Origin of the sequence: Pseudoxanthomonas sp. SGNA-20 (assembly GCF_003931635.1) — a bacterium.
GTDB lineage: Bacteria > Pseudomonadota > Gammaproteobacteria > Xanthomonadales > Xanthomonadaceae > Pseudoxanthomonas.
Map to the genome: position 1 here is coordinate 189,648 of NZ_RRYK01000005.1, position 22,186 is coordinate 211,833.

Annotated in this window: 27 protein-coding genes; 11 read left to right on the top strand and 16 right to left on the bottom strand. The window is 73.1% G+C overall.

Annotated features, from left to right (window positions below):
• Positions 1–21 precede the first annotated feature (21 nt).
• On the bottom strand, positions 22–246 hold the full coding sequence (locus EIM48_RS10885; protein ID WP_125111643.1) for a hypothetical protein: 225 nt from the start codon (positions 244–246) through the stop codon (positions 22–24).
• Positions 247–292: 46 nt separating this feature from the next.
• Here EIM48_RS10885 and EIM48_RS10890 point away from each other — a divergent pair, with 46 nt between their 5' ends.
• Positions 293–1,069, top strand: coding sequence for an SDR family oxidoreductase (locus EIM48_RS10890; RefSeq protein WP_019399006.1), 777 nt, complete (start codon positions 293–295; stop codon positions 1,067–1,069).
• 12 nt (positions 1,070–1,081) lie between these two features.
• Here the strand turns inward: EIM48_RS10890 and EIM48_RS10895 are convergent, their stop codons facing one another.
• The 4 genes from EIM48_RS10895 to EIM48_RS10910 all read right to left on the bottom strand — a co-directional run bounded on the left by EIM48_RS10895 (position 1,082) and on the right by EIM48_RS10910 (position 4,340).
• Positions 1,082–1,822 (bottom strand): endonuclease/exonuclease/phosphatase family protein, encoded by a 741-nt coding sequence (locus tag EIM48_RS10895; protein WP_026010609.1) that lies wholly within the window; start codon positions 1,820–1,822, stop codon positions 1,082–1,084.
• Between the two features lie 110 nt (positions 1,823–1,932).
• Positions 1,933–2,742 carry a thiol:disulfide interchange protein DsbA/DsbL gene (locus EIM48_RS10900; RefSeq protein ID WP_125111644.1) on the bottom strand — a complete coding sequence of 270 codons (810 nt, stop codon included), beginning with the start codon at positions 2,740–2,742 and terminating at the stop codon, positions 1,933–1,935.
• Positions 2,743–2,781: 39 nt separating this feature from the next.
• Positions 2,782–3,429, bottom strand: coding sequence for a thiol:disulfide interchange protein DsbA/DsbL (locus tag EIM48_RS10905; RefSeq protein WP_125111645.1), 648 nt, complete (start codon positions 3,427–3,429; stop codon positions 2,782–2,784).
• Positions 3,430–3,551: 122 nt separating this feature from the next.
• A complete protein-coding gene (locus EIM48_RS10910; RefSeq protein WP_019399010.1) occupies positions 3,552–4,340 on the bottom strand; it encodes a c-type cytochrome in 789 nt (262 codons plus the stop codon).
• A gap of 147 nt (positions 4,341–4,487) precedes the next feature.
• Between EIM48_RS10910 and yihA the strand changes: the two genes are divergently transcribed.
• Complete coding sequence (yihA, locus tag EIM48_RS10915) at positions 4,488–5,090, top strand: ribosome biogenesis GTP-binding protein YihA/YsxC (protein ID WP_019399011.1); 603 nt, start codon at positions 4,488–4,490, stop codon at positions 5,088–5,090.
• A gap of 16 nt (positions 5,091–5,106) precedes the next feature.
• Here yihA and EIM48_RS10920 read toward each other — a convergent pair whose 3' ends face one another.
• Positions 5,107–5,820: a VIT family protein gene (locus EIM48_RS10920; protein ID WP_019399012.1), complete on the bottom strand. Its 714-nt coding sequence runs from the start codon at positions 5,818–5,820 to the stop codon at positions 5,107–5,109.
• Positions 5,821–5,955: 135 nt separating this feature from the next.
• Here EIM48_RS10920 and EIM48_RS10925 point away from each other — a divergent pair, with 135 nt between their 5' ends.
• Positions 5,956–7,344: a glutamate--cysteine ligase gene (locus EIM48_RS10925; protein ID WP_306460558.1), complete on the top strand. Its 1,389-nt coding sequence runs from the start codon at positions 5,956–5,958 to the stop codon at positions 7,342–7,344.
• 33 nt (positions 7,345–7,377) lie between these two features.
• Here the strand turns inward: EIM48_RS10925 and EIM48_RS10930 are convergent, their stop codons facing one another.
• Complete coding sequence (locus tag EIM48_RS10930) at positions 7,378–7,695, bottom strand: hypothetical protein (protein ID WP_125111646.1); 318 nt, start codon at positions 7,693–7,695, stop codon at positions 7,378–7,380.
• Positions 7,696–7,923: 228 nt separating this feature from the next.
• Positions 7,924–9,165, bottom strand: a complete 1,242-nt coding sequence (locus tag EIM48_RS10935; protein WP_125111647.1) for an HD-GYP domain-containing protein — start codon at positions 9,163–9,165, stop codon at positions 7,924–7,926.
• A gap of 134 nt (positions 9,166–9,299) precedes the next feature.
• On the opposite strand from EIM48_RS10935, the gene frmR reads away from it, so the two are divergent.
• The 5 genes from frmR to EIM48_RS10960 all read left to right on the top strand — a co-directional run bounded on the left by frmR (position 9,300) and on the right by EIM48_RS10960 (position 12,962).
• Positions 9,300–9,575 (top strand): formaldehyde-responsive transcriptional repressor FrmR, encoded by a 276-nt coding sequence (frmR, locus tag EIM48_RS10940; RefSeq protein ID WP_019399016.1) that lies wholly within the window; start codon positions 9,300–9,302, stop codon positions 9,573–9,575.
• Positions 9,576–9,634: 59 nt separating this feature from the next.
• Complete coding sequence (locus EIM48_RS10945) at positions 9,635–10,744, top strand: S-(hydroxymethyl)glutathione dehydrogenase/class III alcohol dehydrogenase (protein WP_125077348.1); 1,110 nt, start codon at positions 9,635–9,637, stop codon at positions 10,742–10,744.
• A 3-nt stretch (positions 10,745–10,747) separates the two neighbouring features.
• Positions 10,748–11,449: an NAD(P)H-binding protein gene (locus EIM48_RS10950; protein ID WP_019399018.1), complete on the top strand. Its 702-nt coding sequence runs from the start codon at positions 10,748–10,750 to the stop codon at positions 11,447–11,449.
• Between the two features lie 12 nt (positions 11,450–11,461).
• Entirely contained in the window at positions 11,462–12,313 is an 852-nt protein-coding gene (fghA, locus tag EIM48_RS10955; RefSeq protein WP_019399019.1) for an S-formylglutathione hydrolase, read from the top strand.
• An 82-nt stretch (positions 12,314–12,395) separates the two neighbouring features.
• The gene (locus EIM48_RS10960; RefSeq protein WP_083852434.1) at positions 12,396–12,962 is read left to right on the top strand and encodes a hypothetical protein; all 567 of its coding nucleotides are present in this window, start codon (positions 12,396–12,398) and stop codon (positions 12,960–12,962) included.
• Between the two features lie 3 nt (positions 12,963–12,965).
• Here EIM48_RS10960 and EIM48_RS10965 read toward each other — a convergent pair whose 3' ends face one another.
• The 4 genes from EIM48_RS10965 to EIM48_RS10980 form a co-directional block, all read right to left on the bottom strand.
• Positions 12,966–13,643 (bottom strand): hypothetical protein, encoded by a 678-nt coding sequence (locus tag EIM48_RS10965; protein ID WP_019399021.1) that lies wholly within the window; start codon positions 13,641–13,643, stop codon positions 12,966–12,968.
• 13 nt (positions 13,644–13,656) lie between these two features.
• The gene (locus EIM48_RS10970) at positions 13,657–13,995 is read right to left on the bottom strand and encodes a hypothetical protein (RefSeq protein WP_125111648.1); all 339 of its coding nucleotides are present in this window, start codon (positions 13,993–13,995) and stop codon (positions 13,657–13,659) included.
• Between the two features lie 67 nt (positions 13,996–14,062).
• Positions 14,063–15,004, bottom strand: coding sequence for a DegV family protein (locus tag EIM48_RS10975; RefSeq protein WP_125077345.1), 942 nt, complete (start codon positions 15,002–15,004; stop codon positions 14,063–14,065).
• Positions 15,005–15,089: 85 nt separating this feature from the next.
• The gene (locus tag EIM48_RS10980; RefSeq protein WP_019399024.1) at positions 15,090–15,716 is read right to left on the bottom strand and encodes a 2-hydroxychromene-2-carboxylate isomerase; all 627 of its coding nucleotides are present in this window, start codon (positions 15,714–15,716) and stop codon (positions 15,090–15,092) included.
• A gap of 134 nt (positions 15,717–15,850) precedes the next feature.
• Here EIM48_RS10980 and EIM48_RS10985 point away from each other — a divergent pair, with 134 nt between their 5' ends.
• Complete coding sequence (locus EIM48_RS10985) at positions 15,851–16,387, top strand: DUF924 family protein (protein WP_019399025.1); 537 nt, start codon at positions 15,851–15,853, stop codon at positions 16,385–16,387.
• Positions 16,388–16,446: 59 nt separating this feature from the next.
• On the opposite strand, the gene grxD is transcribed toward EIM48_RS10985, so the two are convergent.
• Positions 16,447–17,373, bottom strand: a complete 927-nt coding sequence (gene grxD, locus EIM48_RS10990) for a Grx4 family monothiol glutaredoxin (RefSeq protein WP_019399026.1) — start codon at positions 17,371–17,373, stop codon at positions 16,447–16,449.
• A gap of 62 nt (positions 17,374–17,435) precedes the next feature.
• Here grxD and EIM48_RS10995 point away from each other — a divergent pair, with 62 nt between their 5' ends.
• The gene (locus EIM48_RS10995; RefSeq protein WP_125077343.1) at positions 17,436–18,212 is read left to right on the top strand and encodes a polysaccharide deacetylase family protein; all 777 of its coding nucleotides are present in this window, start codon (positions 17,436–17,438) and stop codon (positions 18,210–18,212) included.
• 44 nt (positions 18,213–18,256) lie between these two features.
• Here the strand turns inward: EIM48_RS10995 and EIM48_RS11000 are convergent, their stop codons facing one another.
• Genes EIM48_RS11000 through EIM48_RS11010 form a run of 3 tightly spaced genes read right to left on the bottom strand, consistent with a single transcriptional unit; the run spans position 18,257 to position 20,867 of the window.
• Entirely contained in the window at positions 18,257–18,928 is a 672-nt protein-coding gene (locus EIM48_RS11000) for a class I SAM-dependent methyltransferase (protein WP_026010615.1), read from the bottom strand.
• Between the two features lie 29 nt (positions 18,929–18,957).
• A complete protein-coding gene (locus EIM48_RS11005) occupies positions 18,958–19,593 on the bottom strand; it encodes an SGNH/GDSL hydrolase family protein (RefSeq protein WP_028915157.1) in 636 nt (211 codons plus the stop codon).
• A gap of 2 nt (positions 19,594–19,595) precedes the next feature.
• Positions 19,596–20,867, bottom strand: coding sequence for a pyridoxal phosphate-dependent aminotransferase (locus tag EIM48_RS11010; protein ID WP_026010616.1), 1,272 nt, complete (start codon positions 20,865–20,867; stop codon positions 19,596–19,598).
• A gap of 173 nt (positions 20,868–21,040) precedes the next feature.
• Here EIM48_RS11010 and rsgA point away from each other — a divergent pair, with 173 nt between their 5' ends.
• Positions 21,041–22,150: a ribosome small subunit-dependent GTPase A gene (rsgA, locus tag EIM48_RS11015; protein ID WP_019399031.1), complete on the top strand. Its 1,110-nt coding sequence runs from the start codon at positions 21,041–21,043 to the stop codon at positions 22,148–22,150.
• Positions 22,151–22,186: the final 36 nt, after the last annotated feature.

The following is a 22,186-nucleotide window of genomic DNA, read 5'->3' on the forward strand; positions in this document are numbered from 1 at the left end:
CCCGGCAGGCCGCGGCCGGCGTCAGTCGTCGGCCGTGGCCGCCGCGGCGGCGGCATCGCGCCGGGCCGCGGCGTCCTGCAAGGCCTGGTCGGCCGCGCGCGCTTCCTGCAGCGGGGCCTGCATCGCATCGCGCAGGGCGGTGGCCCGCGGCTCGGGCGGCCGCTCGGGCTGCGGCGGTTCGGGCCGGCACGCGGCCAGTCCCAGCAGGACGACGGCTGCGGCCAGGCGGCTCGGTTGGCTTCGCATTTGCGTTCGCTCCCGGTGGCAGGGACCGCGGGCTATCCTAGCGCCCATGAGCACGAACCGCTGGCGACTGGATGGACAGCTGGCCCTGGTGACCGGCGCGAGCGCCGGCATCGGCCTGGCGATCGCGCGCGAGCTGGCCGCGCTGGGCGCGGACCTGCTGCTGGTGGCGCGCAACGAGGATCCGCTGCAGGACGCCTGCGAGGAGCTGGAGGAGCTGTACCCGCAGCAGTCCTTCCATGGCATGGCCGCGGACGTGGCCGACGACGAGGACCGCCAGGCGATCCTGGACTGGGCCGAGGACCACGGCGACGGCCTGCACGTCCTGGTGAACAACGCCGGCGGCAACGTCACCCGCCCGGCGGTGGACTACACCGAGGACGAGTGGCGCGCGATCTTCGAGACCAACCTGTTCTCGGCCTTCGAGCTGTCGCGCTACGCGCACCCGCTGCTGGCGCGCCACGCCGCCTCGTGCATCGTCAACGTCGGCAGCGTGTCCGGCCTGACCCACGTGCGTTCCGGCGTGGTCTACGGCATGACCAAGGCGGCCATGCACCAGATGACCCGCAACCTGGCCTGCGAATGGGCCGCCGATGGCATCCGGGTCAACGCGGTGGCGCCGTGGTACATCCGCACCCGGCGCACCTCCGGCCCGCTCTCGGACCCGGACTACTACGACCAGGTGCTGGAACGCACCCCGATGCGCCGCATCGGCGAGCCGGAGGAAGTGGCCGCGGCGGTCGCGTTCCTGTGCCTGCCGGCGTCCTCGTACGTCACCGGCGAGTGCATCGCGGTGGACGGCGGCTTCCTGCGCTACGGGTTCTGAGGCGGCGCGCGCTCAGGTGCGCAGGCTGCGCTCGGGCACCTCGATTTCCATCGCCAGCGCCAGGTGGTCGGAGAAGGCCGCCGGCAGCGCCTGTGCCCCGGCGCAGCGCAGTTCGCCGCTGACCAGGATGTGGTCGATCGCGCGCTGCGGCTTCCAGCTGGGGAAGGTCGGCACGATGCACTCCGGCGGGCGCAGGCTGGTGTTGCGGTAGAGCACTTCCATCTCCGGCACGTCGGGCAGGCAGTTGAAGTCGCCCATCAGCACCGCGTTGGGATGGTCCTGCAGCAGTTCGGCGATGAACGACAGCTGCGCCAGGCGCGACCTGGCGCCGAGGGACAGGTGCGCCACCGCCACGGTCAGGCCCTCGCGGCCGTCGCCGAAGTGGCCCAGCAGCACGCCGCGGCCGCGGATCCGGCCGGGCAGCGGGTAGTCGCTGATGCGCACCGGCTCGAGCTTGCTCAGCAGGCCGTTGGCGCTGGAGGCCACGCCGCCGACGCTGCGGTTGGGCTGGTGGGTCCAGTAGTGGAAGCCGGCGCGCTGGGCCAGGTAGTGGGTCTGGTTGGTGAAGCCCGAACGCAGGCTGCCCGGGTCGGCCTCCTGCAGGCCGACGATGTCGTGCTCCGCGGCCAGTTTGGCGATCGCATCCAGGCTGGTGCGCTTGCGCCCGGCCGGCAGCGCGTGCGACCAGCTGCGGGTCACGTAGTCGCTGTAGCGGCGGGTGCTGGAGCCGGCCTGGATGTTGGCCGACAGCACCCGCAGCCGGCGCGTGGGCGGCGCGCCGGCCTCCAGCATGGTGCCCCCCGGCTCGCCGGGTGCCAGCTCGGGGAGGGGAGGCGTGTCCATGCGCGAAACCATCGGGGCGCTCAGCGCGCCCCGCCGCGCTCCTGCGCGACCAGCCACTCGGCGGTGGCCAGCATCTTCTCGAAGCCGTACTGGTCGGCGTTGATCGTGTACTTGCCGGCCACCACCAGCGCCGGGGTGCCCTCGATGCGCGCGCGCGCGGCGAACTGGCGGGCGCGGTTGAGCTTGGCCTCCACGCCGAAGCTGTTGAAGGTATCGGCGAAGCGCTTGGCATCCACGCCGTACTGGGCATAGAACGGGGCCAGCTCGGCGGCACCGACGTTGGCGTTCACCGGCAGGCTGCGCTCCAGGTGGATGGCACGGAAGGTCGCCGCGTGGGTCTTCGGCAGCACGCCCAGGGCCTCGGCGGTGTAGAAGGCGCGCGCGTACGGGGTCCAGTAGCCACCGAACGCGCCCGGCACCAGGACCAGGTTCACGTCGGCCGGCTGGCGCTTTGCCCAGGCCTCCAGGATCGGGTCGAAGTTGGCGCAGTGCGGGCAGGTGTAGCCGAACACCTCGGCCACCTCGATCTTGCCGGCCACCGGCTGGAACGGCTGGCCGTTCTCGATCACCTGGTAGTCCACCCCGGCGACCGGGGTCGGACCGGAGGGTGCGGCCGGGGCCGGCGCCGCGGGAGCGGCGGCCTCGCCGCCGTCCGCCGCTTCCGTGGCCGGGTCAGCGCCAGCGTCCACCGCCGGCTCGGCGGCGGCGTCGCCCGCCGGGGCCTCGGTGGCCGGGGGCGCGGGCTGGCTGTCCTGCGGGGCGGCATCCTGGCCGGAGCAGGCCGCCAGGCTGGCCAGCAGGAGCAGGGTCAGGAAGGGGCGGATATTCATTTCAGGTCTCCAGGGAGGATGAGGATCGGCCAGCGGCCGTCAACGGGAAGTCTGGGATCGCATGGCGGCACGTTCGCGCGCGACCAGGGCCCCGGCGATGCGCAGCATGTCGTCGAAGTCGCGGCCGCGCACCCGGTAGCGGCCGTTGACCACCAGGCTCGGGGTGCCTTCCAGGTCGATCGTGCGGATCCAGGCGCCGGCCTTGCGCAGCTGCTCGCCGACCTGCGGGTCGGCCAGCGCGGCGCGCAGCGGCTCCGGGTCGACGCCGAAGTCCTTGAAGAACTCGCCCAGTTCCTGCGGGGTGGGGTTGCGCGGCAGGCTGTGGCGCTGGTGCAGGGCCTCGAACAGCGCCGGGTGGCTGCGCGTGGCCACGCCCAGCTGCCGCGAAGCGTAGTAGGTGCGCGCCCAGGCGTCGCTGGCGCCGCCGAAGGCCGCCGGCACCTGCACCAGGTCCACGTCCGCCGGCAGGCGCCGCTTCCACTCCTGCAGCCGCGGCTCGAAGCTGGCGCAGTGCGGGCAGGTGTAGGCGAACACCTCGGCCACCTCGATCCGGCCGGCGCGCGGGTCAAGCGGGCCGGCCTCGATGCGCACGTAGTCCACGCCTTCCTGCAGCTCCGGGGTGGCCGCCGGCGCGGCCGGCACCCGGGCCAGGAAAAGCAACAGCAGTCCGGTGAGCAGGGGCTTCATCGCGGGCTTCCTCGCGGCGCCGGTTGGGCGCCTGGCGGAAATAAAGACGCCGGCCTCGGGGGCCGGCGCAAGGTAATCAGAGAGGGACCACGCTTACTCCGACCGCGGCCGGTGGCGGAAGTTCACTGCCGGCCGGCGGCCCCGGCGGCGGCCACGTCGTCGGCGCGGTCGTGCAGGCCCTGCAGGTAGCTGGACAGGGCGCCGATCTCCTCGTCGGTCAGCTTCGAGGCGACCTTGGCCATGATGTTGAACAGGGCCGGGTCGCGCTCGCTGGTCACGCCGGCGCGGAACTCCTCCAGGCGGCGGGCGGTGTACTCGGACATCTGGCCGCCGACGTGCGGGTAGGCCGGGCCCGGGTTGCCGGCGCCGCTGGGGCCGTGGCAGGCCATGCAGGCGGGGATGCCGCGCTCGGCGTCGCCGCTGCGGTACAGCTTCTCGCCGACCTCGTAGAACTTCATGCCGGCGTACGGGCCGGTGGTGATCTCGGCGTCGTCGGCCACGCCGGCGCCGGACTTCTGCCGGGCGAAGTAGGCGCCGACGTCGCGCATCTGCTGCGGGGTCAGGGACTGGGCGAACGGCACCATCACCGCGGCCAGGCCGCTGTGGCGCTCGCCGCTGGCGAACAGGGCCAGCTGGCGGGCGATGTAGCGCTCGCTCTGGCCGGCCAGGCGCGGGTACATGGGATCGGACGGGTTGCCGTCGGCGCCGTGGCAGGCCGCGCAGGTCGTGGCGGCGGTGGCACCGGCCTCGGCATCGCCCCAGTGGGTCTTGCTCAGGTCCACCTCCAGCGGCTGTTCCTGCACCGGCTCGTTGTCCGGGATCGGCACCACCGTGGTCTGTGCAGCGTAGGCGGCGACGGCGGTGACCGCGACGGCCAGTCCGGCAAGGGCGATAACGCGAGCGTGGCGCATGCTAGAGCTCCGGGAACCCGATTCGGCGCGGCCTGGACGGCCGCGAAACGTCGGGATTATCCCCGCGCCGGGCAGCGACGGTCAACGAAACCCCCGGCCGGACCGCGCCCGGCCCCGACCCGGGGCCGGGCATGCGATCCTATGCCCATGTCCAATCCCCTCGAGAAGGCCCGCTACCTGGGCTCGGCGCACACGCCCGCGCAGCTGCCGCCGGATGGCGGCTTCGAAGTGGCGTTCGCCGGCCGCTCCAACGCGGGCAAGTCCAGCGCGCTCAACGCCCTGACCCGGCAGAACGCCCTGGCCCGGGTGTCCAAGACCCCCGGCCGCACCCAGCAGCTGGTCTATTTCGAGGTCGCGCCGGAGCGTTACCTGGTCGACCTGCCCGGCTACGGCTACGCCAAGGTGCCGATGGAGATGAAGGCGCACTGGGAGCGCTTCCTCGACGGCTGGTTCCGCAGCCGCCAGGCCCTGCGCGGGCTGGTGGTGGTGATGGACATCCGCCATCCGCTCAAGGACTACGACCGGCAGATGATCGACTACGCCATCGCCCGCGGCCTGCCCGCGCACGCGCTGCTGACCAAGGCCGACAAGCTCGGCCGTGGCCAGCAGGCGCAGGCGGTGGCCGCGGTTCGGCGCGAGCTGGCCGCGGCCGGTGCCGGCCAGGTCGGCGTGCAGGCGTTCTCCAGCGAGAGCAAGCAGGGCGTGGACGAAGCCCGCGCGGTGGTCGCCGGCTGGCTGGAACTGGCCTGAGCCGGGACTGCGCCGGCTAGACCGGCACGTCGAACAGCCCGCCGATCAGGTGCGCCGCGGCCATCGCCGCCGCGCCCCAGAACCCCACGCGCAAGGCGCCGCGCAGCAGCGGCGCGCCGCCCATGTGCGCGGCCCAGGCCCCGGACAGCAGCAGGCCCACCAGGGTGGTCGCGGTGACCACCAGGCCGGTGCTGGCCGGCGGCGCCAGGATCGTGGCCAGGATCGACAATGCCGCGCCGGCGCAGAACGCCGCCGCCGAGGCCCCGGCCGCCTGCACCGGGCGGGCGCGCAGGCTCTCGCTGATGCCCAGTTCGTCGCGTGCGTGCGCGGCCAGGGCGTCGTGCGCGGTCAGCTGCTCGGCGACCTGGCGCGCCAGCGCCGGTTCCAGCCCGCGCGCTTGGTAGATCCGCGCCAGCTCCTCCAGCTCGGCCTGCGGGTCCTCCTGCAGCTCGCGCCGCTCGATCGCCATGTCCGCCTGCTCGGTATCGGCCTGCGATTGCACGGACACGTACTCGCCGGCGGCCATCGACATCGCCCCGGCCACGGTCGCGGCGATGCCGGCGGTCAGGATCGCGCCTGGCGCCGCGCCGCTGGCGGCCACGCCCACCACCACGCCGGATACCGAGACGATGCCGTCGTTGGCCCCGAGCACCGCCGCGCGCAACCAGCCCACCCGGTCGGTACGGTGCAGTTCGGGCTGGCGGCTGTGGCGCTGCGGGGGCTGTGGCATAGCGGCAGCTTATGCCAGTCCAGCCCGGCCATGGAAAGCTGCACGCCCACCGGTACGACATCGGTGTGCGCCGCGGCACGCTATAGTTCGCACCCGTTCCGGCCAGCGCCGGGTCCCTACAGTTCCCCCGCGCGAGTGCCAGCCTTGTCGAGTCCCAGCCACGTCGCCGACACCCCGGTCACCGGCCGCCACCAGCTGGTGGAATACCTGGCCGGCGGCGAACGCCCGCGCGCGGACTGGCGCATCGGCACCGAGCACGAGAAGTTCGGCTTCCGCCTGGACGACCTGCGGCCGCCGGCGTTCGACGGCGAGCGCGGGATCGAGGCGCTGCTGGCCGGGCTGGCCCGGTTCGGCTGGCAGCCGGTGCGCGAGAGCGTGGACGGGCAGCCGGAGCGGGTGATCGCGCTGGTGCGCGACGGCGCCTCGGTGACCCTGGAGCCGGCCGGGCAGCTGGAGCTGTCCGGGGCACCGCTGGAGACCATCCACCAGACCTGCGTCGAGCTGGGCACCCACCTGGACGAGGTGCGCCAGGTCGCCGACGAGCTGCAGCTGGGCTTCCTCGGCATGGGCTTCCAGCCGAAGTGGCGGCGCGAGGACATGCCGTGGATGCCCAAGGGCCGCTACCGGATCATGCGCGCCTACATGCCGAAGGTCGGCGGCCTCGGCCTGGACATGATGACCCGCACCTGCACCGTGCAGGTCAACCTGGACTTCGCCTCCGAGGCGGACATGGTGAAGAAGTTCCGGGTGTCGCTGGCGCTGCAGCCGGTGGCCACCGCGCTGTTCGCCGATTCGCCGTTCAGCGAGGGCCGGCCCAACGGCTTCCTCAGCTACCGATCGCACATCTGGACCGACACCGACCCGGACCGCACCGGCATGCTCGACTTCGTGTTCGAGGACGGCTTCGGCTACGAGCGCTACGTCGACTACCTGCTCGACGTGCCGATGTACTTCAGCTACCGCGACGGCACCTACGTCGACGCCAGCGGGCAGAGCTTCCGCGACTTCATGCAAGGCCGCCTGCCGGCGCTGCCGGGCAAGCTGCCGACCCTGCGCGACTGGTCCGACCACATGACCACCGCCTTCCCCGAGGTGCGGCTGAAGAAGTACCTGGAGATGCGCGGCGCCGACAGCGGCCCGTGGGCGCGGCTGTGCGCGCTGCCGGCGTTCTGGGTCGGCCTGCTGTACGACGACGCGGCGCTGGACGCGGCCTGGGACCTGGTCAAGGACTTCACCGGCGAGGAGCGCCACGCCCTGCGCGACGGCGTGCCCAGGCACGCGCTGAAGCTGCCGTTCCGCGGCGCCACCGTGCGCGAGCTGGCGCTGGCGGCGCTGGAGATCTCCGCCGCCGGCCTGCGCCGGCGCGCCGCGCGCAATGCCGACGGCATCGACGAATCGCGCTTCCTCGACACCCTGATGGAAATCGCCGAGTCCGGGCTGACCCCGGCCGAGCGCAAGCTCGAACTGTTCCACGGCCCGTGGCAGGGCGACATCGACCGGGTGTTCGCCGAATTCGCCTACTGAAGGCGGGGCGGGCCGTGGAGGCCCGCGCCGCGCTTACCTGCCTGCATCCAGCGCGGGCAGGGCCAGGCCGGGCTCGTGCCGGCCCGGAAGCACGCCGGCATACGGCTGGCCGAAGCGGCCGCCGGCCACGTCGAAACGGTGCCCGATCCGCCGCTGCGGATCGGCCGGGTCCTGGTAGTCGACCGTGCACAGCTGCAGGCTGCCGTCCTGGTCGAAGTAGGAGGCGATCTCCGGGAACGCGGTATCGGCCGGGAGCAGGGCGGCGGCTTCGCGCAGGCACAGGTCCGCGCCATCGAAGCGGCCGGCCTGGCCGCGCGCCGGCGCCGGGGCCGGCAGCGGCGTGGCCGGCACGGGGGCGCGGCTGGGCAGCGTGTTGCTGCCGGCGGCGAAGGCCAGCGCCGCGGCCGCGCCGCACAGGAACGGGAGGACGGATGGTGGGCGGGGGAATCGCTCACGGTTGCTCCATGCAGTGTGGCGGTCGGGGGAGCAACGACTATAGCGATCCGGCGAAGGTTGCTCAGGCAACCTGGCGGAACACTTTCTTGCGCATTGGCGAACGCCCGCGCGCGGGCGCGGCGGTCAAGGCGCCCACAGCTTGTGCAGGTCGCGGAAGCCCCATTCGCGGGGCGATTCGATCCCGGTGATGCGCTCGCTGCAGCCGGGCGCCGACAGGTCCACGTCGGCGAGCAGCAGGTGCGAGCGCAGCCGCGCCGAATAGAACACCCGCACCAGCGGCCGGGTGAGGTCGCCCGGCCGCTGGTCCAGCACCACCGCCAGGCGGTCGCTGGACAGCCGCACCAGGCTGCCGGCCGGATAGATGCCGAGGCTGGCGATGAAGGCCTTGAGCACGACCGGGTCGAAGTGGCCCTTCCACGAGGCCATCCGCCGCAGCGCCTCGGCCGGATCCCAGCCTTCCTTGTAGGGGCGGTTGGAGGTGATCGCGTCGTACACGTCGCACACCGCGCTCATCCGCGTCAGCAGCGGCAGCTGCGCGACCGCCAGGCCGGCCGGGTAGCCGGTGCCGTCCATGCGCTCGTGGTGGTGCAGCACCATGTGCAGGATCCGGTCGTCGTGCTCGCCGCCCTCGCGCAGCAGGCGCGCGCCATGCTCCGGGTGGGTGCGCATGACCTCCATCTCCTCCGGCTCCAGGCGCCCGGGCTTGTTGAGGATCTCCAGCGGCACGCAGGCCTTGCCCAGGTCGTGCAGCAGGCCGCCGACGGTGGCGGCCTGGCAGGCCTGTTCGTCCAGGCCCAGCTGGCGGGCAAGCGCGGACATCAGCGCGCCGACCGCCACCGAGTGCAGGTAGGTGTAGTCGTCGGCGGTCTTGAGCCGGGCGATGCCGATCAGCGCGGCGGGATGGCGGCCGACCGAGGCGGAGATCTCCTGCGCCAGCGGCAGCACCGAGGCGGCATCGACCATGCGCCCCATGCGCACTTCCTGGAACATCGCCTCCACCGCCTCGCGGCCCTCCTGGCAGATGCGGCGCGCCCGGGTCAGTTCGGCGTCGAGGTCGACCTTCGGCGCCACCCTCGCGCCGCGCGGGCCAGGATTTTCCTCCGCGCCGGCGGTCGTCCCGGCGGCGCCGGGAGGCGGCGTGGGTTCCGCGGCGGGTTCCGCGGCCGCTTCGGCCGGGTCTTCCTCCGGCAGGCTGCGCTCCGGGTCGATGTCCACCGTCTCGATCCCGCTGCCCTGCAGGCGCTCGATGTCGCGCGCGGTGGCGAGGAACGAGGTCCGCCAGAACGGATGCTTGAGCCAGGCGCCGTTGACCCGCTGCACGTACATGCCCGGGCGGAGCTGGTGGACGGGGATGGTGCGCTGCATCGTGGACCGGCGGCTCTGGGGGGACAGGGTGCCGGGGGCCATATCGGCCGGACGTGGCCTGGCTTGAGCACCGCGGCGGCTCGCCGGCCGGCGGCCTGGCTGATACTATCCCCCAGTATCAGAGGAGGCCGGCCATGCCCCACAGTCCCGAGGAAAAGCGGCGCGTGCTGGCCCGCGTGCGCCGCATCCGCGGCCAGGCCGAGGCGCTGGAGCGCGCGCTGGAGGCCGGCGCCGACTGCGCCCCGGTGCTGCAGCAGATCGCCGCCATCCGCGGCGCGGTCAACGGGCTGATGTCCGAGGTGATGGAGGCCCATATCCGCGAGACCTTCGGCCACGCCGCCGGCTCGGACGAGCAGCGCCAGGCGCGGGTCGCGGAGATGACCGCGCTGGTGCGTTCCTACCTCAAGTGATTCCCCCTCCGCCGGAGCGCCGGCGGATCCGTTCGTCGCCGTCCCAAAGGAGTTTCCCCATGAAGTCCCGTGCCGCCGTCGCCTTCGCCGCAGGCCAGCCGCTGCAGATCGTCGAGATCGACGTCGCCCCGCCCAGGGCCGGCGAAGTGCTGGTGAAGATCACCCATACCGCGCTGTGCCATACCGACGCCTTCACCCTCTCCGGCGAGGACCCGGAAGGCGTGTTCCCGGCGGTGCTGGGCCACGAGGGCGCCGGCATCGTGGTCGAGGTGGGCGAGGGCGTGACCTCGGTCAAGCCGGGCGACCACGTCATCCCGCTGTACACCGCCGAGTGCGGGCAGTGCCTGTTCTGCAAGAGCGGCAAGACCAACCTGTGCGTGGCGGTGCGCGCCACCCAGGGCAAGGGCGTGATGCCCGACGGCACCACCCGCTTCTCCTACAACGGCCAGCCGATCTACCACTACATGGGTTGCTCGACCTTCTCCGAGTACACCGTGGTCGCCGAGGTCTCGCTGGCCAAGGTCAACCCGCAGGCCAACCCGGAACACACCTGCCTGCTGGGCTGCGGCGTGACCACCGGCATCGGCGCCGTGCACAACACCGCCAGGGTGCAGGAAGGCGATTCGGTGGCCGTGTTCGGCCTCGGCGCGATCGGCCTGGCGGTGATCCAGGGCGCCCGGCAGGCCAAGGCCGGCCGCATCATCGCCATCGACACCAACCCGGCCAAGTTCGAACTGGCGCGGCAGATGGGCGCCACCGAGTGCGTCAACCCGAAGGACCACGACAAGCCCATCCAGCAGGTGATCGTGGAGATGACCGGCTGGGGCGTGGACCACAGCTTCGAGTGCATCGGCAACGTCGAGGTGATGCGCGCGGCGCTGGAATGCGCGCACCGCGGCTGGGGCCAGAGCGTGATCATCGGCGTGGCCGGCGCGGGCAAGGAGATCAGCACCCGTCCGTTCCAGCTGGTGACCGGCCGCAAGTGGATGGGCACCGCCTTCGGTGGCGTGAAGGGCCGCAGCCAGCTGCCGGGCATGGTCGAGGACGCGATGGCCGGCAAGATCGAGCTGGCGCCCTTCATCACCCACACCCTGCCGCTGGAGCGGATCAACGAGGCCTTCGACCTGATGCACGAGGGCAAGTCGATCCGCACCGTCATCCACTACTGAGCGATGCAGCCGGCGGGCGCCAATGCCATGGCCACCGGCGCGAGGATCGCGCTGGTGGCCGGTGCCAGCGGCCTGGTCGGGCGCGCGCTGCTCGCGCGCCTGTGCGCCGATCCGCAGGTGGCCGCGGTGCACGCCCTGGTCCGCCGCCCGCTGCAACTGCGGCACCCGAAGCTCCAGCTGCACGTGGTCGACTTCGCGCGCCTGCCGCCGTTGCCGGCAGCCGGCGAGGCCTACCTGGCACTGGGCACCACCATTGCCGTGGCCGGCACGCGCGAGGCGTTCCGGGCGGTGGACTTCGACGCCAGCCTGGCGGTGGCGCGCGCGGCGCTGGAGGCCGGCGTGCGCCGCATCGGGCTGGTCAGCGCGATGGGCGCCAATCCCCGGTCGCCGGTGTTCTACAACCGCACCAAGGGCGAACTGGAGCAGGCGCTGGCCGCGTTGCCGCTGGATGCACTGGTGGTCGCGCGGCCGGCGCTGCTGCTGGGCGACCGCGCCCGCCTGGGCCAGCCGCATCGCCGCGGCGAGCACCTGGCCGCGCGCCTGGACCGCTGGTTGCGTCCGCTGCTGCCGGGGCAGCTGCGTGCCATCACCGCCGAAGACGTCGCTGCCGCGCTGGCCGCTGAAGTGCCGCGCGCAAGCGGCCACACCATCCTCGGATCGGCGCGCATGCAGGGCGCATCCGCCGCGCCGCACCGGAACGCATAAGGAGAGGTAACCATGGAACGCATCGAACACCGCGCCTGCTTCGGAGGCTGGCAGGACGTCTACCGCCACGCGTCGTCCGTGCTCGGCTGCACGATGAGCTTCGCCATCTACCTGCCGCCGCAGGCGGCCGAACGCCGGGTGCCGGTGCTGTACTGGCTGTCCGGCCTGACCTGCACCGAGCAGAACTTCATCACCAAGGCCGGCGCGCAGCGCTACGCGGCCGAGCACGGGATCGCCATCGTCTGCCCGGACACCAGCCCGCGCGGCGAGGACGTGGCCGATGCCGAAGGCTACGACCTGGGCAAGGGCGCCGGCTTCTACCTCAACGCCACCCGCGAGCCCTGGGCGCGCCACTACCGCATGCACGACTACGTGGTGCACGAGCTGCCGGCGTTGGTCGAGGCGCAGTTCCCGGTGACCGGCGAACGCGCCATCAGCGGCCATTCGATGGGCGGCCACGGCGCCCTGGTCTGCGCGCTGCGCAATCCCGGACGCTACCGCAGCGTCTCGGCGTTCTCGCCGATCGTCGCGCCCAGCCAGGTGCCGTGGGGCGAGAAGGCGTTCGGCGCCTACCTGGGCGCGGACCACGCGGCCTGGAAGCAGTGGGACGCCTGCGAGCTGCTGGGCGGCGCCGCGGAGAAGCTGCCGCTGCTGGTGGACCAGGGCGCGGACGACGAGTTCCTCGAGCTCCAGCTGCGCCCGCAGCTGCTGCAGGCCGCGGCCGCGGCGGCAGGGCATCCGCTGACCTTGCGCATGCATCCGGGCTACGACCACAGCTACTACTTCATCGCCAGCTTCATCGGCGAGCACCTGGCGCACCATGCCGCGGCCCTGCGCGGCCAGGCCGGGGTGCCGCGCGGCTGAGCGCGCCGGCGCCGCAGCATGACCCCCGCGGCGGCCGTGTGGCATGGTTGCGCCACATGGACGCCGACCAGGGGGGAGACGCATGCGGGGCAGGAGTCATTACGGGTATGCACTGGCGGTGGCGCTGCTGGCCACGGCCGCCGGCGCGGCCGCGGCCGAGGGCGGCGCCGCGCCGCAGCGCACGGTGGCCGGCGCGCAGGAATTCCTGCGCCAGGTGCTGCCGGGCAACCGCTATCTGTCGACGATGATGAGCGAGGTCCTGGCCAAGGCCCGCCGCGACGGCCTGCGCGCCGAGTTCGAGCCGCTGCCGCCGATCGTCGACGCCGACCCGGTGGCGCACTGCCGCTCCTACCTGATCGGCGAGATCGCCAACACCTGGCTGACCGTGCGCGACCCGGCCACCGGCGAGGCGACCGAGGCCGGCTTCGCGGCGATGGCCGGCGACGACCACGTCGGCAGCCCGGATGGCCTGCACTTCGGCTCGATCCGCGCCCTGCGCCAGGACGGCTCGCGCGTGTACCTGCGCTTTGCCGGCGAGCAGCACGACGCGGTGCTTCACCTGGAAGGCAGCGAGATGGCTTCGCGGGTGCACGCGGCGCTGGACTTCCTGCGCCGCGAGTGCGATCCGGCCGCGGCCACGGGCTTCTGAGCGTCACTCCCGCAGCGCGAAGTCGGTGCGCGCGAAGCGCCCGGCTTCGATGCTGTCGCCGGCGTGCTCCAGCTCCAGCGGCGTGGCGAACATCGGCCCGGCCCAAACGCAGGTGTGGAACTCGCCGTTCTCGCCGCACGGATCCACTCCCGCCGGCAGTTCCTCGAGCAGGGCCGCATCGAAGGCGCGGCCGCGGAAGCGCGCGTCCAGTTGCTGCGTATCCACGCAGCACACCCGCGCGCGCAGGCCGGCGTCGAGCATGCGCCGCGCCAGCAACGCGGTGTCGAAGCGGAACAGCGGGGTGAGCAGCTCCCAGTCCAGGCTTTCCAGCTGCTGCCGGCGCCAGGCGCGGATGTCCTCCAGGAACAGATCGCCGAAGGCCATGGTGCGCAGCCCGGGCCAGCGCCGCGCGGCCGCGTCCAGCGCGCCGGCCATGGCCGCGCCGTAGGCCGCGTTCTCGCAGGCCGGCGGCAGTTCCACCTCCAGCAGCGGCAGGCCGGCGGCCGCGGCCTGCGCGCGCAGTACCTCCACCCGTACTCCCTGCATCGAAGCGCGGCCAGCGCTGACGGTCGACAGCAGGCCGACCACCTGGTGGGTGGCCGACTGCCGCAGCATGTGCAGGGTCCAGGCCGCGTCCTTGCCGCCGCTCCAGGCCAGCAGGACCGGGATGCGCGCTGCCATCGCCGTGGCCGGCTCAGCGCACGTCGCGCAGTTCCCAGCGCGAACCGGCCAGCAGGCGCAGGCGGTGGCGCAGGATCTCGCCGGGCAGGGAGGTGGTGGCGGTGAGGTAGACCGACATGTCCTCGCGCCGGCCTTCGACCGTGGCCTGCGGATCGGTCGCGCCCAGCGCCGGGTCCACCTCGTCCGGTTCCGGCTGCATCTGCCGCCAGCGCTCGAACAGCGCCGGCGAGCGCAGCGCATCCTGCAGCTGTTCGGCGAAGGCTTCGTAGCCGTTGGCGGTGAACGACAGCGACGGCTCGCTGCCGCGCGCGGCGACCGGCTCGGGCAGGCGGATCACGTAACGGACGGGCATCGGCGGCTCCTGCGGGCGGGAGCGGACAATCTAGCAGCGCCGGCGCGAAGCGGCCGTGGCCGCCGGCTCAGCCGAAGCTGGCGTCGGTGGAGGCGTAGGCCACCGCCACCGCGCCCTTGCCCACGTTCACCATGCCGGTCAGGCTCATCATGCTCTCGAACACCTCCACGCCGTGGTCCAGGCAGGTGTCGAGCAGGCGGGCGTAGCCGGGCAGGCCGTGCAGCTCGGCCAGGTCGCCGCCGTAACAGACGCTGACGGTCGGGGTGAGCAGGCCGCTGCGCACGCGCTGGCAGGCCATCTCGAACATCTTCTCGGTGGCCGCCTCGAAGCCCTTCACCCGGCCCACCGGCTCGGTGGTGCCGCGCCAGGCGCGGATCACCGGCTTGATGTCCAGCGCCGAGCCCAGCGCGGCGCTGAGCAGGCCGACGCTGCGGTCGCCCTTGGTGCGGGCGCGGTTGCGCAGGTAGTACAGGTCGCGCGGGATCATGAAGCCGCAGGTGTGCTGCGCCAGTTCCTCCAGCCGCGCGCGCATCTGCGCCACGCCGGCGCCGGCGGCGCGCATGCGCACCGCCTCCACCGCGGTGATCGCCTGGCCGACGAACAGGTTGAGCGAGTCGATCACCCGCAGCGCGAACGGGGTGGTGATCCCGGCGGCCTGGCGCACCGGCTTGTACTCGTTGAGGATGGCGTAGCTGGCCTGCAGCGCGTTGTCGTGGATCTGGCTGCGCAGGCGCGAGATGGTCAGGCAGAAGACGTGGTCGTAGTCGATCACCAGGCGCTGCAGGAACAGGTCGCGGATCTGTTCCACGCTCAGCGGCGTGGTCTCCGCCTCGTGGCCGCGCTCGGCCACGTGCGCGTGCAGGAAGGCCAGGGTGGCCTTCTCGTCGCGCCGGTCCTCGAGCACGGCGTTGCCGATGCGGACCGTGATCGGCATGACCACGATCCCGTGTTCGCTGATGAACGAGGCCGGCAGATCGCAGGCCGAATCGACGACTATCCCTATGCGCATTGGGCCCTCCCAGGCGTCCTGCACGCGGAGCGGCGTGAACCCTATCGCAGAATCCGGCGGCTTGCGACTGCCGGAAGCGGGGTGTTCAGCGCTTGCGCAGGATCCCCACCGGCAGCTTCCCGATCTCCGCCAGGGGGCCCTCGCGCAGCAGTCCGGGGTCCTCGAGCACCGCCAGCATGAGCTCGTGGCTGTCGTTGCCCCAGAACAGGCCGCCGTCCACCTCCAGCGTGGGCACGCCGAACACGCCGGCCGCCAGGGCTGAATCGGTCAGCTCGCGCAGCTTCTGCTTCACCGCGGGCGCCCCGATCGCCGCGGCCACGTCCTCGATGCCGAGCCGGCGCCCGGCCTCCGCCAGCGCCGCCGGGCTGCCATCCAGGCCCTGGCGCCAGATCGCGTCGAAGATCGCGTCGATCGCCTCGGGGCGGATGTTTGCCGCAACGCACAAGCGCAATGCGGGCAACGGATTGAACGGATGCGCCAGCGGGAACACCAGCGGCACCCCCTCGCGCCGCGCCTGCCACAGCACCTGGCGGTAGATGAATTCGCGCTTGCGTGGGATTTCCGCCGGCCCCAGGTTGCCCAGCGCGGCCAGCACCGCGCCGAACACCACCGGCACCGGCTGCACCCGGCCCGCCTGCACCAGCGGCCGCATCTTCTGCCAGTGCAGGTAGGAGAACGGGGAGACGAAGTCGAAGTACCAGCGTGGCGTCATCGGGCGGCTCCTGCGGGACGTGCGCATGATGATGCCGGCAGCAGCGCCCGGCGCCACGCTGCGTTGCCGCGGTGCTGTCGCCGCGTGCATGGCCGATGGCGCATGCTCGGGGGGCGACGACCGAGGAGGATGCAATGGCAAGCGCGGGCGAAGTGGTGGAGTTCTGGCGCCAGGCCGGGCAGCAGGCGTGGTTCAACGGCGGCGAGGCGTTCGACCGCCAGTGCGAGGCGCGCTTCCTGCAGGCGCACCTGGCGGCGGCGCGCGGCGAGTGCGAGCACTGGCTGGGGACGGCGGAAGGGGCCCTGGCCCTGCTGATCCTGCTCGACCAGATCCCGCGCAACGTGTTCCGCGGCAGCGGCCACGCCTTCGCCACCGACGGCCTGGCGCGGCACTACGCGCTGCGCGCGCTGCAGGCCGGCCACGACCGGCAGGTCGAACCGGCGCTGCGCGCGTTCTTCTACCTGCCCCTGGAGCACTCCGAGGACCCGGCCGACCAGGACCATTCGGTGGAACTGTTCACCGCCCTCGGCGACAAGCTCTATCTGGACTACGCCATCGCCCACCGCGAGGTGATCGCGCGCTTCGGCCGCTTCCCGCACCGCAACCGCGCCTTGGGGCGCACCAGCACGCCGGAGGAGCAGGCCTGGCTCGACGCCGGCGGCGGGTTCTAGCGGCGGCGCAAACGGAAAAGGGCGGCCGGGGCCGCCGCCAGCTGGCTGGCGCCGCGCGCTCAGTAGCGCGGGATGCCGCCGTCGACTTCCTGTGCCCAGCGGTCGATGCCGCCTTCCACGTTGAACACCGCGGTGAAGCCCTTGGCGCGGAACTCCTCCGCGGCCTGCGCGCTGCGGCCGCCGTGGTGGCAGATGAAGGCCAGGCGGGTGTCCTTGGGCAGGGCTTCCAGCGCCGGGCGGCCGTCGCCGTCCAGGGTGCGGTGCGGCACCGGCAGCGAGGCGATCGCGCGTTCCTCGGGCGGACGCACGTCCACCAGCACCAGCTCGCCGGTGCCGACCTGGCGCTCGGCCTCGGCCGGGGTGATCGCCTGCACCGGCTTGGGCGCGTTGGGGTTGTCGATGGCCAGGCCCTGGCCGCGGAAGTCGTCCACCCAGTCGATGGTGATGCCGTTGGCGCGGCGCGCGCTGGACAGGTCGAACTGGATGCGCAGGCCCTGGGTTTCCACCGCGATGGCGCTGTCGTTGCGCGGCACGATCTGGAAGCGCGGCTGGAAGCGCGCGTCGATCGACAGCGCCAGCGCCGCGCCCGGCTCGCTGGCCAGGGCGCCGCGCAGCTTCTCGGCGGCGGCCTCGGTCACGGTGACCTGCGGCGGGGTGCGGTCCGGCGCGGGCAGGCCCAGCATCTGCGACAGCTCGCCGCTGGAGGCCAGCTGCTCGATGATGTCGGAACCGCCGACCAGCTCGCCGTCGATGTACAGCTGCGGGATGGTCGGCCAGTTGCCGTAGACCTTGATGCCCTCGCGGATCTCCTGGTCGGCCAGCACGTTGACGTGGGCGTACTCCACGCCCAGGTCCTCCAGGATGCCGCTGGCCTTGGCCGAGAAGCCGCACTGCGGCATGCCCGGCTGGCCCTTCATGAACAGCACGACGCGGTTGGCTTGCAGCAGCGACTCGATGCGCGAACGCAGGGCGGGATCCAGGGACATGCGGGGGCTCACCACGGACTTTTCAGGGGCCTGCATTCTACGCCGCGTGGCATGATGCGGCGATGAGCCGCCCGGCAACACTGCATCGCACCCCGCACCGGCCGCATGCCTGGCTGGCCTGGCTGGCCGCCTCGCAGCTGGCGGTGGCGGGGCTGTGGTGGGTGGCCGGCTGGCGCTGGGGCCTGCCGGCCCTGCTGCTGTCGCACGCGGCCTTCATCGTGCCGGTGTTCCTGCCGCGGGCCACGCTGTACGCGCCGGCGCTGTCGCGCCTGCCGGGCGACGAACGCCAGGTCTGGCTGACCATCGACGACGGCCCCTCGGACGACACCCCGGCGATCCTCGACGCGCTGGACCGCCACGGCATGCAGGCCACCTTCTTCCTGGTCGGGCAGCGCGCCCAGGCGCGGCCGGAGCTGGTGCGCGAGATCCTGCGCCGCGGCCACGGCGTGGCCAACCACACCTGGAGCCATCCGCAGGCCTGGTTCTGGGCGCTCGGCCCGCGCGCCATGGCCGCGCAGGTGGAACGCGCCCAGGCCGTGCTCGGCGAACTGGCCGGGCAGCCGCCGCGCTGGTTCCGCGCGGTGGCCGGCCACACCAATCCGTTCCTGGCCGCGCCGCTGCGGCGGCTGGGGCTGGCGCGCGCGGCCTGGAGCGTGCGCGGCTACGACGCGGTGGACGGCGACGTGGTGCGGGTGCTGCAGCGGCTGCAGCGCGGGCTAGGCCCGGGCGCGATCGTGCTGCTGCACGAGGGCGCGCCGCACGGGCGCAGCGTGGAGATCGTCGAGGCGGCGCTGTGCCTGCTGCGCGAGCAGGGCTACGCCAGCGTCATCCCGGAGTGAGCGCCCGGCCGCCGCCGTCGGGGGCGGCGGCTGCCGGCGAGGGCTCAGTCGCGCGTGGCGACGACCAGCCAGTTGTTGAACGGGGTGTCGCCGGCCAGCGGCGAGAACTCGCTGCGCAGGCCGGCGGCGTCGAAACGCTTCCTCAGCATGTCCGCGTCCGGGTAGTGGATCGGCGCGGCGTTCATCCAGCCCACCAGGCGCGCGAACACGTCGGTGGTGCGGGTGATGCGGGCGCGGCGGCTGCCGTCGTCCAGGCCGGTGCGGATCACCAGCTTCGCGCCCGGCTCGAGCATGGCGACCATGGCGTCGACCACCTCGGCCTGGCGCTGCGGCTGCAGGAACTGCAGCACGTCCAGGATCGCCACGCTGCCGCGGTGCGGCGGCAGCGCCTGCGACAGGTCCAGCGCCTCGAAGCCGGCGTCGACCAGCCCGGCGCGGGCGGCGGCGCGGCGCGCCGAGGCGATCTTGCGGTGGTCGTTGTCCACGCCGAAGTAGCGCAGGGCGATGCCCTCGTGCTGCAGGGCGTGGGCCAGCAGGCCGATGCCGCAGCCCAGGTCCAGCAGCGGGCCGGCGGCGTCGCGCAGGGCCGCGCACACGCCCGGGTACAGCGGGTCGCTGCGCAGCTTCGCCCGGGCGTAGTAGTAGTGGTAGCGGTTGCCCAGCAGGGTGCCGGGCAGGAAGCTGCTGGCGATACGCGCAGCGGTGTCCCGCGACAGCGGTCGCGGCTGGGGTCGGGGCATCGCGTTCAAGGGGTACTCCTGCCTTGCAGGATGGCGCGGGCGGCCGGCAATGCCAGCCGTGCCCACAGGGTATACAGGGCGGCCGAGGGGTGCAGGCCGTCGTCGGCCAGCATGCCAGGCTCGGCGCCGCGTGCGCGGCTGACCGGGCCGATGTCGACCCAGTGCGCGCCCGCGCGCGCGGCTTCTTCCCGGCAGATGGCGTTGAAGGCGTCGATCTGGGTGGCGACCAGGGCGCGGTCGCGGCCCTGGGCGAAGGCGAACGGGGTCACGCCCCAGTCCGGGATCGCCAGCACCAGCACCCGCGCCGGATCGCCGCCGGCGAAGCCGGCCGCGCGCCGCAGCAGGGCGGCGAAGCGGGTGCGGAAGCCATCCGGCTCCAGCCCGCGGTACTGGTCGTTCACGCCTGCCAGCAGGCTGACCAGGGCGTGGTCGGCCGGGATCGGCGCCTGCGCGTGGGCGGCATCGATGCCGGCGTCCAGCTCATCCGTGGTCCAGCCGGTGGTGGCGATGATCCGCGGCTGGCCCACGTCCAGCCCTTCGGCGCGCAGCAGCGCGGCCAGCTGCACCGGCCAGCGCCCGTCCGCCGCGATGCCTTCCCCGATCGTGTAGGAATCGCCCAGGGCGAGGAAGCCTTGCGCCACGCTTACGCCGCCGCGTTCCGCGCCTTCAGCGGCACGACCTTGGTGTTGAGCTCGGCGCGCCGCGACAGCGCCCGGTCGATGCGCGCGAACACCTCGCGCATCAGCCCGGCCTCCGGCAGCAGGGTCACGCGGAAGTGGTCGCGGTAGGGGACGTTGAAGCTGCTGCCCGGCACGATCAGCACGTCCTCGGTCTCCAGCAGCTCCAGTGCGAACTGGTGGTCGTCGAAGCCGCGCGCGGCCGCGCCCACCACCGAGGGGAAGGCGTACAGCGCGCCCTTGGGCTCGATCAGGCGCAGGTGCTCGCTGGCGGCGCAGGCCTCGACCACCGCGCGGCGGGTCTCGTACAGGCGTCCGCCCGGGGCGCACAGCGCGCTGATGGTGTCCGGACCGTTGACCGCCGCCTCGATCGCGTACTGGCCGCCGACGTTGGCGCACAGGCGCAGGCCGGACAGCAGGTCCAGCGCATTGCGGTACTCGGCGGTGCGGGCGTGCGAACCGGTGAGGACCGCCCAGCCCACGCGCCAGCCGCAGGCGCGGTGCACCTTGCTCAGGCCGGAGAAGGTGATGCACGGGTGGTCGCCGGCGATCGGCGCGGTCGGCACGAACTCGGCGCCGTCGTACAGCACCTGGTCGTAGATCTCGTCCACCAGCAGCAGCAGGTTGTGGCGGCGGGCGATGTCCACCAGCCGCTCCAGCAGCGCGCGCGGGTACACCGCGCCGGTGGGGTTGTTCGGGTTGATCAGCACGATCGCGCGGGTGCGCGCGGAGACCAGCGCCTCCACCTCCACCGGGTCGGGCATGAAGCCGTTCTCCGGCGTGCAGCGGTAGTACACCGGGCGGCCGTCGTTGAGGATGGTGGCGGCCGACCACAGCGGGTAGTCCGGCGAGGGCACCAGCACCTCGTCGCCCGGGTTGAGCAGGGCGCGCAGGGTCATGTCGATCAGTTCGGACACGCCGTTGCCGACGAACACCCGCTCGGTATCCACGTGCGGCGCGCCGCGCTTGCGGTAGGCCGCGGCCAGCGCCTCGCGCGCGGCCGGCAGGCCCAGCTGGTGGGTGTACGGGTCGGTGTTGTCGATGTCGCGGATGATCGCCTGCTGCAGGTGCTCCGGCGCGCGGAAGCCGAACGCGCCCGGGTTGCCGATGTTGAGCTTGATCAGCTTGCGTCCTGCTGCCTCGAGCGCATGCGCTCGCCGGTTGAGCTCGCCGCGGATCTCGTAGCGGACTTCCGACAGTCGCTCGCGCACCGCGAGCGTTTTTTCGGTGGACGGCATGGCAGGGCCCAGCGGGCGTGGCAAGGTCTGGCATGGTATCGAAAAAAAACGCCCCCCGGTGGGACCGCAAGCCCAGTCCTGGCGGCCGTTTCGGTCGAAACGGAAGCTGGCAGCGCCAGCAACCCGGCGCGCCGCCACTGCCGCCAACCGGCCGGGCACTACAATGCCTGCCGATGAACCTCCCCGGACCCGACTACACCGCCCTGCAACGGATTGGCTGGCCCTGGGCCGGCCCGCCCGAGGACCCGGCCTGGCAGGCCCTGTTCCAGGCGCATCCGCAGGCCCGCCCGGCCCGGGTCAGCGAGCAGCACCGCACCGGCTACGTGCTGGCCGACGCGCCGGACGCCGGCTTCCGCGCCGAGTCACCGCCGGAATGGATGCGCCGCCCGGTGTTCCGCCCCGATGGCGTGCCGGCGCACGAGCGCGCCGCGGTCGGCGACTGGGTGCTGCACGACGGCCGCCGCATCCTCGCCCTGCTGCCGCGGCGCACCGCGATCAAGCGCGCCGCCGCCGGCGAGCACTACCAGCAGCAGGTGATCGCGGCCAACGTCGACACCGCCTTCGTGGTCTGCGGCCTGGACGCGGACTTCAACCCGCGCCGGATCGAGCGCTACCTGCTGCTGGTCGGCGGCGGCGGAGTGCAGCCCGTGGTGGTGCTGACCAAGGCCGACCTGGAAGGGGCCGATCCGGAAGCCGCGCTGGAAGCGCTGGCCGGCGTGCGCGCCCAGGGCGTGCCGGTGCTGGCGCTCAACGCCCGCGACGGCGGCGCCGCGGCACAGCTGGCGCCGTGGCTGGCGCCAGGCCTGACCGTGGTCCTGGTCGGTTCCTCCGGCGCCGGCAAGTCGACCCTCACCAACACCCTGCTGGGCGAGGAGCGGATGAAGACCGGCCAGGTGCGCGCCCACGACTCGCGCGGCCGCCACACCACCACCTACCGCGCGCTGATCGCGCTGCCCTCCGGCGCCTGCCTGGTCGACACCCCCGGCATGCGCGAGCTCAAGCCCACCGGCGAGGAGGAGCTGGCCGACGGCGGGTTCGGCGACATCGAGGAGCTGGCCACCCAGTGCCGCTTCAACGACTGCAGCCACCGCAACGAGCCCGGCTGCGCGGTGCTGGCCGCGATCGAGGCCGGCACCCTGGACCCGAAGCGCCTGGCCAACTACCTCAAGCTGCGCGAGGAGGTGGCCGGTGCCGCCGCGCGCCTGGCCCAACGCCTGGCGCAGAAGAACGAGGCCCGCGGCCCCGCCGGGCGCAGGCGTCCGGCCCCGCGCCCGCGGCGCTAGCCGGGTTTGCGGTACGGTGCGGGCGGGGCACCCGGG